The organism is Pseudomonas sp. 43(2021) (genome assembly GCF_017490805.1).
In the GTDB taxonomy this organism is placed as follows: Bacteria; Pseudomonadota; Gammaproteobacteria; order Pseudomonadales; family Pseudomonadaceae; genus Aquipseudomonas.
The window spans coordinates 121,589-138,733 of record NZ_JAFGYJ010000006.1 but is presented as its reverse complement, the minus strand read 5'-3'; the positions used below and the strand labels follow the sequence as shown (position 1 = coordinate 138,733).

The 17,145-nt window shown below is 66.1% G+C and carries 10 protein-coding genes; 7 read left to right on the top strand and 3 right to left on the bottom strand.

Going from position 1 to position 17,145, the window contains the following annotated elements; translation table 11 throughout:
• From treZ to J5M71_RS07215, 6 genes are all read left to right on the top strand, one after another.
• Positions 1 to 1,743 (top strand): malto-oligosyltrehalose trehalohydrolase, encoded by a 1,743-nt coding sequence (gene treZ / locus J5M71_RS07240; RefSeq protein ID WP_207831132.1) that lies wholly within the window; start codon positions 1 to 3, stop codon positions 1,741 to 1,743.
• Positions 1,740 to 3,809: a 4-alpha-glucanotransferase gene (gene malQ, locus J5M71_RS07235; protein ID WP_207831130.1), complete on the top strand. Its 2,070-nt coding sequence runs from the start codon at positions 1,740 to 1,742 to the stop codon at positions 3,807 to 3,809. The genes treZ and malQ overlap by 4 nt, the downstream gene beginning before the upstream one ends.
• The gene (locus tag J5M71_RS07230; RefSeq protein WP_207831128.1) at positions 3,806 to 6,580 is read left to right on the top strand and encodes a malto-oligosyltrehalose synthase; all 2,775 of its coding nucleotides are present in this window, start codon (positions 3,806 to 3,808) and stop codon (positions 6,578 to 6,580) included. The genes malQ and J5M71_RS07230 overlap by 4 nt, the downstream gene beginning before the upstream one ends.
• A 14-nt stretch (positions 6,581 to 6,594) precedes the next feature.
• Entirely contained in the window at positions 6,595 to 6,843 is a 249-nt protein-coding gene (locus tag J5M71_RS07225; protein WP_061551133.1) for a DUF2934 domain-containing protein, read from the top strand.
• 151 nt (positions 6,844 to 6,994) lie between these two features.
• Complete coding sequence (gene glgX, locus J5M71_RS07220) at positions 6,995 to 9,148, top strand: glycogen debranching protein GlgX (RefSeq protein WP_207831124.1); 2,154 nt, start codon at positions 6,995 to 6,997, stop codon at positions 9,146 to 9,148.
• Between the two features lie 65 nt (positions 9,149 to 9,213).
• Entirely contained in the window at positions 9,214 to 10,008 is a 795-nt protein-coding gene (locus J5M71_RS07215) for an endonuclease/exonuclease/phosphatase family protein (protein ID WP_207831122.1), read from the top strand.
• Positions 10,009 to 10,011: 3 nt separating this feature from the next.
• On the opposite strand, the gene J5M71_RS29555 is transcribed toward J5M71_RS07215, so the two are convergent.
• Positions 10,012 to 10,137: a hypothetical protein gene (locus tag J5M71_RS29555; RefSeq protein ID WP_267955677.1), complete on the bottom strand. Its 126-nt coding sequence runs from the start codon at positions 10,135 to 10,137 to the stop codon at positions 10,012 to 10,014.
• Between the two features lie 187 nt (positions 10,138 to 10,324).
• On the opposite strand from J5M71_RS29555, the gene J5M71_RS07210 reads away from it, so the two are divergent.
• Entirely contained in the window at positions 10,325 to 11,401 is a 1,077-nt protein-coding gene (locus J5M71_RS07210) for an autotransporter outer membrane beta-barrel domain-containing protein (protein WP_207831120.1), read from the top strand.
• Positions 11,402 to 11,518: 117 nt separating this feature from the next.
• On the opposite strand, the gene glgB is transcribed toward J5M71_RS07210, so the two are convergent.
• On the bottom strand, positions 11,519 to 13,729 hold the full coding sequence (gene glgB / locus J5M71_RS07205) for a 1,4-alpha-glucan branching protein GlgB (protein ID WP_207831118.1): 2,211 nt from the start codon (positions 13,727 to 13,729) through the stop codon (positions 11,519 to 11,521).
• Entirely contained in the window at positions 13,730 to 17,047 is a 3,318-nt protein-coding gene (gene treS, locus J5M71_RS07200) for a maltose alpha-D-glucosyltransferase (RefSeq protein ID WP_207831116.1), read from the bottom strand. It abuts the gene before it with no gap.
• Positions 17,048 to 17,145 lie beyond the last annotated feature (98 nt).

Sequence of the window (17,145 nt, the reverse complement as noted above, 5' to 3'; positions counted from 1 at the left end):
ATGCACAGGCATGGCGCACACCTGCTGGACGCCACGTCGGCGCGCTTCGCCCTCTGGGCCCCGGATGCGCGCAGCGTGAGCGTGGAACTGGAGCAACAGCCGGCCATCGAGCTGTTGCCCGATGATGATGGCTGGTACACCGGCGTGGCCCCGTGCCGGGCCGGGGACCGTTACCACTACCGTATCGACGGTGCACTGCAGGTGGCCGACCCGGCCTCGCGCTACCAGCCCGATGGCGTACAGGGGCCAAGCCAGGTGGTGGATGTGGCCGGCTATGCCTGGCAACACCCCTGGCAAGGCCGGCCCTGGCACGAGGCGGTCATCCAGGAGCTGCATGTCGGCTTGCTCGACGGCTACGTCGGGGTCGCCCGGCAACTGCCTCGCCTGGCCGAGCTGGGCATCAGCGCCATCGAACTGATGCCGCTGGGGCAGTTCCCCGGCGAGCGCAACTGGGGCTACGACGGCGTGCTGCCCTATGCGCCGCAAAACACCTATGGCAGCCCAGAGCAATTGTGTGAGCTGGTCGACCAGGCCCATGGCCTGGGGCTGATGGTGCTGGTCGATGTGGTGTACAACCATTTCGGCCCCGACGGCAATTACCTGCACCGGTACGCCAGCCCGTTCTTCCGCGACGACCGGCAGACGCCTTGGGGCGCAGCCATCGACTTCCGTCGCCCGCAGGTGCGCGAGTACTTCATCCAGAATGCCCTGATGTGGCTGTGCGACTACCGCTTCGATGGCCTGCGCCTGGACGCCGTGCACGCCATCGACCAGCCCGACTTCCTGATCGAGCTGGCACAAAGGGTACGCGCGGCAGTGGAGCCGGGCCGCCAGGTGTGGCTGGTACTGGAGAACGAGCACAACCAGGCCTTCCTGCTGGAACAAGGCTTCGACGCCCAGTGGAACGACGACGGCCACAATGCCCTGCACGTGCTGCTGACCGGCGAAACCGAAGGCTACTACGCCGACTACCAGCAGCGCCCCATCGACCAGTTGGCCCGCTGCCTTGGCGAAGGCTTCGTGTTCCAGGGCCAGGCCAACCGCCATGGCACGCCCCGCGGCGAGCCCAGCGGGCACCTGCCGCCCAGCGCCTTCGTGCTGTTCCTGCAGAACCACGACCAGGTCGGCAACCGCGCCCTCGGCGAGCGCCTGACCCGCCTGTGCCCGCCGCCGGCGCTGCGGGCGGCCACCGGCCTGTTGCTGCTGGCGCCGATGATCCCGCTGCTGTTCATGGGCGACGAAGACGGCAGCTGCCGGCCGTTCCTGTTCTTCACTGACTTCCATGACCAGCTGGCTGATGCCGTGCGTGAAGGCCGGCGCGGCGAGTTCGCCCATTTCGCCGCTTTCGCCGACCCCGAGCAGCGCCAACGCATCCCCGACCCCAACGCCGAACAGACCTTCGAGGCATCCCGCCCGCAGGCCTGGGAAGTGATCGCCGGCTGGCACGGGCTGTACCAGCAGTTGCTCGACTTGCGCCGCCGCCATGTGATCCCCCACCTGCCTGGCAGCCGCGCGCTAGGTGCCGAGGTGCTCGGCGACAAGGCACTGACCGCACGCTGGCGCCTGGGCGATGGCAACACCCTGCGCATTGACCTGAACCTGGACGCCAGCCCACAGGCGGTCGAGCTGCCCGCACCAGCCACCCGGCTGTTCGACAGCAGCGACGCCCGGCACCCCGATACTCATCTGGCCGCGTACAGCTGCGTGGTCAGCCTGCTTCCACCTGCCCAGGAGCGCCCATGAGCGAAACCGCCCTGCACCGTCTGGCGACCCGCGTCGGGCTGAGCCGCGACTGGATCGACGCCAACGCCCGGCCCCAGCGTGTCAGCGACGAGGTGCTGCGCAACATCCTTGCAGGCCTTGGCCACCCGGCCGCCGATGACGCCGCCATTGCCGCCAGCCTGCGCGCCGTCGACGCTGCCGAAGACAGTGAGCACCTGCCGCCGCTGCTGACCGCCGACCTCGGCCAGCCACTGCCACTGGCGCGCTACTTCAGCGCCGCCAGCGTCGCGCACTGCACCCTCGAAGACCACGCCTCACTCACCCTATGCCTCGACGACCAGGCTCGCCTGCCTGGTGAACTGCCCATCGGCTACCACCAGGTGGAAATCGACAGCCGCCGCTTCACCGTGGCCGTGGCCCCGCCACGCTGCCACAGCCTTGAGGACCGTGTGCCGCAGCCGCCACCGCGCTGCTGGGGCCTGGCGGTGCAGCTGTACAGCTTGCGCCGCCCCGGCGATGGCGGCTACGGCGACTGCCTGGCCCTGGAACAACTGGCCCGAGCGGCCGCCGAGCGCGGTGCCGATGCCCTGGCGATCAGCCCGATCCACGCCCTGTCGGCCATCGACCAGACGCACTACAGCCCCTACTCGCCCTCCAGCCGCCTGCTGCTCAATACCCTGTACGCCAGCCCGGCCGCGCTGCTGGGCGAGCGGGCTGTGCGCGTGGCCATCGAAGCTTGCGGCCTGGAGCAACAGCTGGAGGACCTGGAACAAGCCCCGCTGGTCGACTGGCCGCGTGCCGCCAGTGCCCGCCTGCGCCTGCTCGAAGCCCTGTACCTGGGCTTCAGCCAGGGCGAGCACCCGCTGCGCACGGACTTCGACAGCTTCCGCGAAGCCGGTGGCCAGGCCCTGGAGCACCACTGCCGCTTCGAGGTGCTGCAGGCGCAGGCCGTAGAGCATGGCCTGGGCGCCGACTGGCGCAACTGGCCCAAGGCCTGGCACGACCCTTACCACCCGGAAGTGGAGGCCTTCGCCAAAGCCTACCCGGCCAAGGTCGAGTTCCATGCCTTCTGCCAATGGCTGACCGAACGAGGCCTGCAACGCGCCCAGGAAGCGGCACGCGGCAACGGCATGGCGGTCGGCCTGATCGCTGACCTGGCGGTGGGCGCCGACGGTGCCGGCAGCCAGGCCTGGAGCCGCCAGGACGAGCTGCTGGCAGGCCTGAAAGTGGGCGCACCGCCTGACATCCTCAACCGTGCCGGCCAGGACTGGGGCATCTGCGCCTTCTCGCCCGAAGGCCTCAAACGTAACGGTTACCGCGCCTTCATCGAAATGCTGCGAGCCAATCTCGCCCACGCCGGCGGCCTGCGCATCGACCATGTCATGGGCCTGCGCCGGTTGTGGCTGATACCGCAGGGGAGCAAGCCCAGCGAAGGTGCCTACCTCAACTATCCGCTGGACGACCTGCTGCGCCTGCTGGCGCTGGAGTCGGTGCGCCACCAGGCGATCATCCTCGGCGAAGACCTGGGCACCGTGCCTGACGGCCTGCGCGAGCAACTGGCGGCCAAGGCCGTACTGGGCATGCGCGTGCTGCCCTTCGAGCAGACCCAGCCCGGCCATTTCAAGCCGATTCTCGACTGGCCGGACAACGCCCTGGCCACCACCGGCACCCACGATCTTGCGCCGCTGGCCGGCTGGCTGGAAAACCGCGACATCGACTGGAACCACCGCCTGCAACTGATCGACGCCGCCACCGAACTGCACTGGCGCCACGAACGGCAGAAGGAGCACGACGGCCTGCGCCGTACCCTGGAGGCCAACTACGGCTCGCTGCCGGACAACGACGCGCTGATCGATGCGGCCATCCGCTACGTCGGCCACACCCGCGCACCGTTGGTACTGGTGCCGCTGGAAGACCTGCTAGGCTGCGACGAGCAACCCAATCTGCCGGGCACCACCGCCGGCCACCCCAACTGGCGCCGACGCTTTGCCCGGCCGGTACGTGAGCTGCTCGACGACGAAGACGCAGCAAGGCGCCTGGAACTGCTGGCCCAGGCCCGCGAACAGGCCTGGGAGCGTGACCGATGAAAGCGCTGACCGCGACCCTGCGCCTGCAATTTCACAGTGACTTCACCCTCGATCACGCGGTGCCGCTGGTGCCGTACTTCGCCCAGTTGGGCATCAGCCACCTGTATGCGTCGCCTATCCTCAAGGCCCGCGCCGGCTCACGCCACGGCTACGATGTGGTCGACCCGACCTGCGTCAACCCCGAACTGGGCGGCGAGGCGGCGCTGCAACGGCTGGTCGCGGCCCTGCGCCAGCACGGCATGGGGCTGATCCTCGATACGGTGTCCAACCACATGGCCGTGGGCGGTGCCGACAACCCCTGGTGGCAGAGCCTGCTGGCCTGGGGCCGACGCAGCCCGTATGCGGAATTCTTCGACATCCAGTGGCACTCCAGCGACCCGCTGCTGGCCGGCCAGCTGCTGTTGCCGTTCCTCGCCAGCGACTATGGCGTGGCGCTGAAAAATGGCGAGATACCGCTTGAGTTCGACAAGCACCATGGGCGGCTGCAAATCGCCCATTACCAACACCGCTTCCCGATCTGCCCGGTCGACTATGGCTGGATTCTCGCCCTCAGCCCGGAACCGGCGCTCAAGGCCCTGGCCGAACGCTTCACTGCGTTGAACGCATCGGCCACGCCGCTGGCCGACGCCCTGCCGCTGCAAGCCGAACTGGCGCGCCTGGCAGGCGCAGGCGTCGACCTTGCGTCGGCCCTGGTGGCGTTCGACAGCCGTAGCGAGAATGGCTTCAAGCGCCTGCACCTGCTGCTGGAACGCCAGACCTACCGTCTGGCCAGCTGGCGCACCGCCGCCGACGACATCAATTGGCGGCGCTTCTTCGACATCAACGAACTGGGCGGCCTGCGGGTTGAACGCGCGGTGGTGTTCGAAGCCACCCACGCCAAGCTGTTCGAGCTGATCGAACGTGGCCTTGTGGACGGCCTGCGCATCGACCATATCGACGGCCTGGCCGACCCGCGCGGTTACTGCCGCAAGCTGCGCCGGCGGGTCGATGGCCTGCTGGCGCGGCGGCCGTTGCATGCAGCCCTGGAGCATTTCCCCATTTACGTGGAGAAGATCCTCGGCGCCAACGAGCACCTGCACCGCGACTGGCTTACCGATGGCACTACCGGCTATGAGTTCATGAACCAGGTCTCGCTGTTGCAGCACGACCCGGCGGGTGAAGCAGCGCTGACCGAGCTGTGGGCCAATGCAAGCGAACGCCCGGACTTCCCCGAGGAGGTGCGCCAGGCTCGCCACCTGGTGCTCAATGCCAGCCTGGCCGGCGACTGCGAGTCGGTGGCCCAGGCGCTGTTGCAGGTAGCGCGCAACGACCTGATGACCCGCGACCTGACCCTGGGCGCTATCCGTCGCGCCTTGCAGGCGCTGGTGGCGCATTACCCGGTGTACCGCACCTACTTCAATGCCTGCGGGCGCCCGGCAGAAGACGAAGGGTTTTTCCAGCAGGCCCTGGCCAATGCCCGCCAGGACCTCGGCGAAGCCGACTGGCCGCTGCTTGAGCACCTTGAACAATGGCTGGGCGGGCAAGCCTGGCGCAACCTGCCAGCGGGCCGGGCACGCAAGCAACTGCGCCACGCCTGCGTGCGCTTCCAGCAACTGACCGCGCCCAGCGCCGCCAAGGCCGTGGAAGACACCGCCTTCTACCGCAGCGCACGGCTGCTGTCGCGCAACGACGTGGGCTTCGACGCCGAGCGCTTCAGCGCCCCGCTCGAACACTTCCACAACGAGGCCCAGCGACGCCTGCGCGACTTCCCCGACAACCTGTTGGCCAGCGCCACCCATGACCACAAGCGCGGCGAAGACACCCGCGCGCGCCTGGCCGTGCTCAGTGAGCGCGGCCCGTGGCTGGCCAGCCGAATGGAACACTGGCGCGAACTGGCGACACCGTTGCGCACGCAACTGGACGACGGCCTGGCGCCCAGCCCCGGCGATGAGCTGATGCTGCTGCAGACCTTGCTGGGCAGCTGGCCACTGGACCTCGACCTGCACGACGACAACGCCCTGCGCCAGTACGCCGAACGCATTCGCCAGTGGCAGCAGAAGGCCCTGCGCGAGGCCAAGCTGCGCAGCAGCTGGAGCGCGCCGAACGAGGCCTACGAAGGCGCCTGCGCCCGCTACATCGACGGCCTGCTGCTGGACAGCGAGAACCAGCAGCTGCGCAAATCCCTGGCCGATGCCGCATACCTGCTGGCCTGCCCCGGTGCCCTCAACGGCCTGGTCCAGGCCCTGCTGCGCATGACCACGCCGGGCGTACCTGACCTGTACCAGGGCACCGAATACTGGGACTTCAGCCTGGTCGACCCGGACAACCGCCGCGCCGTGGACTACGCTTGCAGGCGTCGCACCCTGGACGATGCAACACCTGTAGCCGAACTGTTGGCGCACTGGCGCGACGGCCGCCTCAAACAGGCGCTGATCGCCCGGGTGCTGGACTGCCGCCAGGCCCACGCCGAGTTGTTCCGCCGGGGTGCCTACCTGCCGCTGAGCGTGCACGGCCGGCATGCCGACAAGGTGGTGGCCTTTGCCCGCCTGGGCGAAGGCGAGCGAGCCGTCATCATCGCGCCACGCCTGGCCAGTACCCTGCTGGCGGGTGCACCGATACCCCTGATCCCGGCACAGAACTGGGACGATACCCGAGTAAGCCTGCCGTTTGCCTTGTCGCCTGCCAACTCGACGGGACTTTTCCCCAGTGCTGCGGTCAGCTCTTCCAGGGAGCTGCTGTTGAGCGCCGTGCTGGCGGAGTTTCCGGTCAACCTGCTGATACAACAATCTTGAGCATCAGGAGCGTCATGATGAGTGTTGATGAAAAACGTATCCGCGAATTTGCCTACCAGATCTGGGAATCCGAGGGTAAGCCTGCCGGCCAGGAAGACCGCCATTGGGACATGGCCCGCAAGCTGGCCGAAGCCGAGGCACTGGCCCCCAAGGCGGCGCCGCGCAAGCGGGCGCCGGCCAAGCCCAAGGTAGCGGCTGAGCCGGTTGAGAAAGCCGTAGCGGTGAAGAAGCCCCGGGCGGTGAAAAAGCCGGCTGCCGGTTAAGCCTGTACCGGCCTCTTCGCGGGCTTGCCCGCTCCCACAGGTAGGCGCCAGGCCTGAGTGTGGCGCCGTACCTGTGGGAGCGGGCAAGCCCGCGAAGAGGCCGGTGCAGGACTGCACAGCTCCCCCTCCACCACGGCCATAGAGGACCGCCATGAGCCCCCGCACCCCGAAGAAAACCCGCTCGGTCGCCCCATCGCGCATCCGTGAAGGCCTGCCCTTCCCCCTCGGTGCCACCTGGGATGGCCTGGGGGTCAACTTTGCCCTGTTCTCGGCCAACGCCACCAAGGTCGAGCTGTGCCTGTTCGACTCCACTGGCGAACACGAAATCGAGCGCATCGAGCTGCCCGAATACACCGACGAGATCTACCACGGCTACCTGCCCGACGCGCACCCCGGGCTGATCTATGGCTACCGCGTGCACGGCCCCTACGAGCCAGAGAACGGCCACCGCTTCAACCCCAACAAACTGCTGATCGACCCGTATGCCAAGCAACTGGTCGGCAGCCTGCAATGGTCCGAAGCACTGTTCGGCTACACCATCGGCCACCCCGACGGCGACCTGTCGTTCGACGAACGCGACAGCGCGCCCTTCGTGCCTAAGTGCAAGGTGATCGACCCTGCCTTCACCTGGGGCCGCGACCAGCGCGTGCTGATCCCCTGGGAACGCACGATCATCTACGAGGCGCACACCCGTGGCATCAGCATGTGCCACCCGGCAGTACCGGAAAACCTGCGCGGCACCTTCGCCGGCCTGGCCAATGACGAGCTGCTCAGGCACATCAAGGAGCTGGGCGTTTCCAGCATCGAGCTGCTGCCGGTTCACGCCTTCGTCAACGACCAGCACTTGCTGGACAAGGGCCTGAACAACTACTGGGGCTACAACAGCATCGCCTTCTTCGCCCCCCACCCGCGCTACCTGGCCAGCGGCAAGATCGCCGAGTTCAAGGAAATGGTCGCGCACCTGCACGACGCCGGGCTGGAGGTAATCCTCGACGTGGTCTACAACCACACCGCCGAAGGCAACGAGCGCGGGCCAACGCTGTCGATGCGCGGCATCGACAACGCCTCGTACTACCGCCTGATGCCGGACGACAAGCGCTATTACATCAACGATTCCGGCACCGGCAACACCCTGGACCTGAGCCACCCCTGCGTGCTGCAGCTGGTCACCGACTCGCTGCGTTATTGGGCCGGCGAAATGCACGTGGACGGCTTCCGCTTCGACCTGGCGACCATTCTTGGCCGCTACCACGACGGCTACAGCGAACGCCACGGTTTCCTCGTCGCCTGCCGCCAGGACCCTATGCTGAGCCAGGTGAAACTGATCGCCGAGCCCTGGGACTGCGGCCCGGGCGGCTACCAGGTGGGCAACTTCGCCCCGGGCTGGGCAGAGTGGAACGACCGCTTCCGCGACACCGTGCGCGCCTTCTGGAAAGGTGACGAAGGCCAACTGGCCGACTTTGCCTCGCGCATGACCGCCTCGGGGGACATGTTCAACAACCGTGGCCGGCGCCCCTATGCCTCGGTCAATTTCGTCACCGCCCACGACGGTTTCACCTTGCGCGACCTGGTGTCCTACAACCACAAGCACAACGAAGACAACGACGAGAACAACCAGGACGGCACAGACAACAACCTGTCGTGGAACTGCGGTGTCGAGGGGCCAACCGACGACCCGGGCGTGAATGCCCTGCGCATGCGCCAGATGCGCAACTTCTTCGCTACCCTGCTGCTGGCCCAGGGCACGCCGATGATCGTCGCCGGTGACGAGTTCAGCCGCACCCAGCACGGCAACAACAATGCCTATTGCCAGGACAGCGAGATCGGCTGGGTGAACTGGGACCTGGACCAGGAGGGTGAAGAGCTGCTGGCCTTCGTCAAACGCCTGACCCGCCTGCGCCTGGCCTACCCGATACTGCGCCGCTCGCGCTTTCTGGTGGGCGACTACAATGAGGCAATCGGGGTCAAGGACGTGACCTGGCTGGCACCGGATGGCAACGAGATGAGCGTGGAGCAATGGGAAGACCCGCACGGGCGATGCCTGGGCATGTTGATCGATGGCCGCGCGCAGGTCAGTGGCATTGCCCGGCCAGGCGCCGAGGCCACCGTGCTGCTGATCGTCAATGCCCACCATGACATCGTACCGTTCGAGTTGCCGACGGTACCCGATGGGGATTACTGGAGCTGCCTGGTCGACACCGACCGGCCGGAGCTGCGCAAGGGGCAGCATCTGCAGTTCGACAGCACCTTCGAGGTCAAGGGGCGGTCGTTGCTGCTGATGGTGTTGCAGCGTGATGAGGAGTGAACCTGAACCGCTGGTATGTGTCCCTTTTGCAGGAGCGGCGCAAACCCGTTGACCGAGGAGTAACCGTGAACCCCGAAGCCGGCAGTAAAGGTTTCGCCAGCGACAACCAGGCCCCGGCCGTGAAGCGGCTGCGGGTGCTGACGGTGAATACCCACAAGGGCTTCACCGCCTTCAACCGGCGCTTCATCCTGCCGGAACTGCGCGAGGCGGTGCGCAGTACCCAGGCCGACATCGTCTTCCTCCAGGAGGTGCTCGGCAGCCACGACCGCCACGCCGCGCGCTACCCCGGCTGGCCGCAGACCTCGCAGTACGAGTTCCTCGCCGACAGCATGTGGAGCGACTTCGCCTACGGCCGCAACGCGGTCTACCCCGACGGCCACCACGGCAACGCGCTGCTGTCCAGATACCCGATCATCGAACACCGCAACCTCGACGTGTCGATCACCGGCCCCGAACGTCGTGGCCTGCTGCACTGCATCCTCGACGTCCCCGGCCAGCGCCAGGTACATGCCATCTGCGTGCACCTGTCGTTACTGGAAAGCCACCGCCAGAAGCAGCTGCAACTGCTGCGCAAGCTGCTCGAGTCCTTGCCCGCCGATGCCCCGGTGATCATCGCCGGCGATTTCAACGACTGGAAATCCCACGGCAACCGCACCCTGGGCCTGCAGCATGACCTGCACGAGGCCTTCGAGCGCCACCATGGCCACCTGGCCCGCACCTACCCTGCGCGCCTGCCGCTGCTGCGCCTGGACCGCGTCTACCTGCGCAACGCCGAAAGCCATGGGCCGCGGATTCTGGGGCACAAACCTTGGTCGCACCTGTCGGACCACCTTCCGTTGGCGGTCGAGGTCAGGCTCTAGCAATCATTTTTCATAGTCACCACACGGCAAATAGCGAACCCCGCTATAGCCCTCTGTTTTACCCGGAAAATCAATTGGTTGAGCCACGCCACGGAACATGAACACTTCCTTCACGCTTTCTTGACGCAAGCGGCGCCCTCTCCTTAGCTGAACATATCAAGCAGTAATGATCTCGCGCCGGGCCTCTAGCTCGCGCCTTCGTGCGCGCTGGCGAAAGCCGGGCGTGCTGGTTTGGGTCGCCCACTGTTTTTGCCGTACAGCTCGTGACAACAGGCCAGGTCCTAGGGCTGTAACACAAAAACAAAGGAGATCCGCCATGAAAAGCACCTCGAATCCCTTGCGCTTCGACAGCATTTTCTACGCGGTTTCCACGTCGCTGCTTCTGGCAACCCCGGTGGAAACTATCGCGTATGAATTGCAGGACGACCCGGCCTCGCCCGGCTTCCTGCAACAACCGGCAGTACCACAGTTGTCGCTCGACCCGATCAGCGCCAGTGGCTTGAGTCTCGGTACCTTGACTGCGTTTTCGCAGAAGATGAGCGAGCGCCATGGGCAGGCTGCACCGGACCTTGTCGCCAGCCAGTGGGCGCAGTTCTTTCCGATCGCGCCAGGCAAGGGTGCGCAACCACCAGACCAGCTGGAGGCACCCAGCCAGCAACTGATGATCGGCCCGGACCTGTTTGTGCGTGAAACTGCAGCGGGCAATGTGCACCGCGCGGGGATTTTCGTCGGGCACAACAACCTGCAGACCAACTTCAACGGCACGCGCCGGCTGCTGGGCGACAAGCAGCGCAACGCGGTGAACCTGAGCGGGGAAAGCCTGGGGGTGTACTGGAGCATGACCCATGAGCAGGGCTGGCACCTGGATGCCGTGGCCATGGGCTCGCGCATCGACGTCAATGGCCGTGGCGAGAACGGCCAGCGGCTGGACGACAGCGGCCACGCGGTGTCCTTCTCGCTGGAGGGGGGCATCCCCATCGGCCTGGGGGGCGGCTGGGTGATCGAGCCGCAGGCGCAGTTGATCAACCAGCAGTTCTTCCCCGGCAGCCGGGCGCAGGAAGAGACCTTGCAGGCCTTCGACAGCCAGCCGAGCTGGAGCGGCCGGGTGGGTGCCAGGCTGTCCGGACGCTATGAGGTACGCGGCATGCCGATCGAGCCCTATGTGCGGACCAACGTGTGGTATGACTTCAGCAATGCCGAGGAGGTGAAGCTGGACCAGGTCGACAAGATCTCCAGCTCGCGCTACTCGACCACGGTGGAACTGGGGTTGGGGCTGGTGGCGCGGGTGACGCCCACGGTGGCGCTGTTTGTCAGTGCCGATTACAGCAGTGACGTGGACGACAATGACCTGAACGGGTTGATTGGCAGCCTTGGGGTGCGGATGCGGTGGTAGGCAGGTTCGGCCCTTTCGCGGGTGAACCCGCTCCCACAAGGACCGCACAGGGTCTGAAGCTTGTGCAATTCCTGTGGGAGCGGGTTTACCCGCGAAGAGGCCAGTACTGGCAACACATCAGGCTGGTTTCATTATCAGAACCCCAAGTGGCGGCAGGTTCAGGGCCAGCGACTGCGGCTGCCCATGGCTGGCTATCTCGTCACTCTCCACCACCCCCAGGTTGCCGACATTGGACCCGGCATACAGCTCTGCATCACTGTTCAACAGCTCCTGCCAGCGCTCGCCGAACGGCACGCCAATGCGATAGCCCTCGCGCGGCACCGGCGTAAAGTTGGCCACCACCAGCACCGGCTCGCCATTGCTGCTCCAGCGCAGCCAGGCATACACGCTGTTCTGCGCATCGTCACCAATCAACCACTGGAAACCCTGCGGCTGGCAATCCTGCTCGTGCAGCGCCGGCACTTCGCGGTACAGGCGGTTGAGGTCGCCCACCAGGCGCTGTACCCCCTGGTGCTCAGGGTACTGCAGCAGGTACCAGTCCAGCTCGCCATCGTGGTCCCACTCACGCCACTGGCCGAACTCGCAGCCCATGAACAGCAGCTTCTTGCCCGGATGCGCCCACATGAAGGTGAGGTAGGCACGCAGGTTGGCGAACTTCTGCCAGCGGTCGCCGGGCATCTTGTCGATCAGCGAGTGCTTGCCGTGCACCACTTCGTCGTGGGAGATGGGCAGGATGAAGTGCTCGGAATAGGCATAGATCAGCCCGAAGCTCATCTCGTTGTGGTGGTAGGTACGGTGCACCGGGTCGTTCTGGATGTAATGCAAGGTGTCATGCATCCAGCCCATGTTCCACTTGTAGGCAAAGCCCAGGCCGCCCTGCTGGGTCGGCTGGCTGACGCCGGGCCAGGCGGTGGACTCCTCGGCGATGATCAGCGCGCCCGGGGCCTCGTGGGCCGCCACGCCGTTGAGGTGGCGGATGAAGTCGATGGCCTCCAGGTTCTCGCGCCCGCCGTGGCGGTTGGGCACCCATTCGCCGGCTTTGCGTGAATAGTCGCGGTACAGCATCGAGGCCACCGCATCGACGCGCAGGCCGTCGATGTGGAAGTGCTTCAGCCAGTGCAGCGCCGAGGCCATCATGAAGCCGCGCACTTCGTTGCGGCCAAGGTTGTAGATCAGCGTGTTCCAGTCCTGGTGGTAGCCCTCCAGGGGGTTGTCGTATTCGTACAGGGCGGTGCCGTCGAAACGCGCCAGGCCGTGTTCGTCAGTGGGGAAATGCGCCGGCACCCAGTCGAGCAGCACGCCAATGCCGCCCTGGTGGCAGGCGTCGACGAAGGCGGCGAAGTCCTCGGCGCTGCCGTAGCGCGAGGTGGGCGCGAACAGCGACAGCGGCTGGTAACCCCAGGAGCCGCCGAACGGGTGCTCCATGATCGGCAGCAGTTCGATGTGGGTGAAGCCCAGCTCCTGAACGTACGGCACCAGGCGCTCGGCCAGCTCGCGCCAGTTGTAATAGCGCCCGACTTCGCCCGCCTCATCCAGCTCGCAGCGCCAGGAACCGGGGTGCAGCTCGTAGATCGACAGCGGCGCGTTGTAGGCATGGCGCTGCGCGCGTTGCGCCATCCAGTCGTGGTCTTGCCAACCGTGGCTGAGCGCCCCGGCAACCTTGGAGGCGGTGCTCGGCGGCAGTTCGGTGGCGCGCGCCAGCGGGTCGGCTTTCAGGGGCAGTATGCCGTCCTTGCCCAGCACTTCGAACTTGTAGGTTTCGCCCACGCCCAGGCGCGGCACGAACAACTCCCACACCCCGGCGCTATGGCGCAGGCGCATGGGGTGGCGGCGGCCGTCCCAGTTGTTGAAATCGCCCACCACCGACACCCGACGCGCGTTCGGCGCCCACACCGAAAAGCACACGCCGTCGATACCATCGACCTGGATCGGCTGGGCACCAAAGCGCCCCGACAGGTCGCGGTGGTTGCCTTCGGCGAACAGGTACAGGTCCATGTCGCCCAGTTGCGGGCCGAAGCTGTAGGGGTCTTCGGTGACCTGCTCGCCGCCGGCCCAGCCGATCTGCAGCAGGTACGGGTGTGCTTCATCGAGGTGCGCGGTGAACAAACCGGGCAGGCTGCCCTGCTCCATTTCGGTGAGGATGCGCCCGTCATGCCGGGCCAGCATGCGCACATTCAGGGCATTGGGCAGGAAGACGCGGACCACCTGCCCGCCCGTACCGTCGCCGTGGGGGCCTAGTACCGCAAATGGATCGGCGTGCTCGGCGCGGGCCAGGGCGTCCAGGTCCCGTTGCCGAAGGCCGCCGTTTTCACGCGTGGTTGCATTCATCTATGACTCTCCCCAGGTACTGATCAGTCCATGCAGGCCATGCAAGGGCACGGCCAACCAACTCGGACGGTTCTCGGCTTCGTATGTGATTTCGTAGGCGGCTTTCTCCACGCAGAACAGCTCCAGTGCGGCACGCTCGCCCTCGGCCTGCTGCCAGGCGTGGGGCATGGCTGCAGTGGCCAGGCCATAGGCTTCGACAAAGGCATGCCGCGACTGGTGCAGGTACTGCCGGGCAACACGTTGCCGGGCCTGGCGGGCCGGACCGGAAAGGTCGACCGCAGACGCATTGCGCAAGATCATGGCAGCAGCATAGTCGAAGGATCGCAGCACGCCGCTGACATCCTTGTACGGGCTGTGTTTTGCCCGGCGCTCTTGCAGCGGCCGGGCCGGCTCACCTTCGAAATCGATGAGGTAGGCATCGCCCTGCACCACCAGCACCTGGCCCAGGTGCAGGTCGCCGTGCACGCGCATCAGCAGGCCGCCCTGGGCCTGGCGGGCCAGGTTGGCAATGTGCTGGGCCAAGCCGTCGCGCTGTTGCTGCAAATCGTCGACCAGCGCCTGGCTGTCGCTGTCGAGGCAGTCGCGGTGCTGCGCCAGCAGGTCGAGGGCATGGGCAAGTTCGGCACTGATCTGCGCACTCCAGCGTTCGCTGTCGTCGGCATCGCTTGGGCGCGGCTGGAAAGCCTCGTCATTGGTCGGTGCGGCCAGCAGCAGGTGCATCTCGCCCAGGCGCTGGCCGAGCAAGGCGGCAAAGCCGGTGAGTTCGGCCAGTGCGTCAGTGTGCGCCTCGGCGTCCAGGCTGGAAGGCTCCATCTGGTCGCGGATGGCCCGCTCCAGGGTGTTCTGGGTCCAGGCCCAGGCATCACCCTGGTTGCTCAGGTAGCCCTGGGCGATCATCAGCAAGTGTGGCACCCCCTGCTCGTCCAGCCGGCTGACCCAGCCCAGCAATGGCGAAATATTGGCAAAGCCTGCGGCGGTCAGATAGGCACTCATTTCCAGCTCCGGGTGCACACCCGGGTTGACCCGGCGGATCAGCTTGAGCACCACATGGTCGCCGATCACCACCGAGCTGTTGGACTGCTCGGCGCTGAGGTAGCGCACTGTACTTTCGTCGTTCAACGCCAGGCTCGCCAACTGCTGCGTGCTTTCGAAGCGCAGCTCGCCCTCGCCGTTGCCACAAGGCAGTTGCATGCCCTCCTCACAGGCACGCAGCACTGCGCGGATGAACGGTTCGAGCACAAAGGCGTCTGTGATCAGGCCAACCTGATGGGCGCGGCGCACCCGCGACAGGGCGAGCTGCTGCGGCAGCGCGGTGTTGATCTGTTCTTCGGGCAGCAGGCCGAACGGCAGTTGGTAGCGGTTGGCCACGCCGTCGCTGAGCACTTCGATTTCACCGAGCAGTACTGGCGTGGTGGCCGTGCCGAAGCGCACGCCGTAGCACAGACGCACCGCGTCGATCGGCCCTTCCTTGCCGGCGAACCAGCGCCGCTTGGGCAGGTACTGCGGCAGGATGGCGTTTTGCAGGGTATCGCTGGCTGGGGCTTCCAGCAGTTCTTCCATGCGTTTGCGCAGCACCAGCGTGGTCAATTCGGGTAACCCCTCGGTGGCCTGGATGTGCCAGCTGGGCATGCGGTCGTGGGAGGCCAGCAGGAACCAGTAGAAGGCATAGGGTGGCAAGGTCAGCAGGAACGGCAGTTGGCCGATCGGCGGGAAGGCGCTGCCGCCGAGCATCTCCACCGGTACTTTGTCGGCGTATTGTGACAATTCCAGTTCAGCCGCCTGGGCGGCGCGGGAGACGTTGGCCACGCACAGGATGACCTCGGTGTTGCCCTCGGCGTCGGTGTACTCGCGCAGGTAGGCGAGGATGCGCCGGTTGTTCGGCGTGAGGGTGCGCAGGCTGCCGCGGCCGAAGGCCTTCTGCTGCTTGCGCACCGCCAGCATGCGCCGGGTCCAGTTGAGCAGCGAGTGCGGGTCGTTGGCCTGGGCCTCGACGTTGACGGTCTGGTAACCGTACAGCGGGTCCATGATCGGCGGCAGCACCAGCCGCTGCGGGTCGGCGCGGGAGAAACCGCCGTTGCGGTCCGGTGACCACTGCATGGGCGTGCGCACGCCGTCGCGGTCGCCCAGGTAGATGTTGTCGCCCATGCCCAGTTCGTCGCCGTAGTACAGCGTGGGGGTGCCGGGCATCGACAGCAGCAGGCTGGTGAGCAGTTCGATGCGTCGGCGGTCACGCTGCAGCAACGGCGCCAGGCGCCGACGGATGCCCAGGTTGATGCGCGCGCGGCGGTCTTCGGCGTAGTAGTTCCACAGGTAATCGCGCTCGCGGTCGGTGACCATTTCCAGGGTCAGCTCATCGTGGTTGCGCAGGAAGATCGCCCATTGGCAGTTGGCGGGGATTTCCGGGGTCTGGCGCAGGATATCGGTGATCGGGAAGCGGTCCTCCATGGCCAGGGCCATGTACATGCGCGGCATCAACGGGAAGTGGAAAGCCATGTGGCATTCGTCACCCTCGCCTTCGCCGAAGTACGGGCGGGTGTCCTCGGGCCATTGGTTGGCCTCGGCCAGCAGCATGCGGTCGGGGTAATTGGCGTCGATTTCGGCGCGGATCGCCTTGAGCACGTCGTGGGTTTCGGCGAGGTTCTCGTTGTTGGTGCCATCGCGCTCGATCAGGTAGGGGATGGCGTCCAGGCGCAGGCCATCGACCCCCAGGTCGAGCCAGAAGCGCATCACCCCGATCACGGCCTTGAGCACTTGCGGGTTGTCGAAGTTGAGGTCGGGCTGGTGCGAGTAGAAGCGGTGCCAGAAGTACTGGCCGGCGACCGGGTCCCAGGTCCAGTTGGACTTCTCGGTGTCGAGGAAGATGATACGCGTGCCGTCGTACTTCTGGTCGTCATCCGACCACACGTAGAAGTCCCGCGCCTTGCTGCCGCGCTTGGCATGGCGGGCGCGCTGGAACCAGGGGTGCTGGTCGCTGGTGTGGTTGATGACCAGCTCGGTGATGACCCGCAGGCCGCGTTTGTGCGCCTCGGCGATGAAGCGGCGGGCATCGGCGAGGTTGCCGTAGTCGGGGTGCACGGCCTTGTATTCGGCGATGTCGTAGCCGTCGTCGCGGCGTGGCGAGGGATAGAACGGCAGCAGCCACAGGGTGTTGACGCCCAGCTCAGCGATGTAGTCGAGCTTGCTGATCAGGCCGGCGAAATCGCCGATGCCATCGTTGTTCGAATCGAAGAACGACTTGATGTGCAGCTGGTAGATGACGGCGTCCTTGTACCACAGCGGGTCGTCGATGAAGGCTGCCGGGCGGGAACGCTTGGCCATATGCGACTCCTTTCAATTCCAGGTTGCTCTGGCCCCAATGCACAAGCAACTGACGTGACACGAACCCTGTGGGAGCGGGTTTACCCGCGAACACCGGC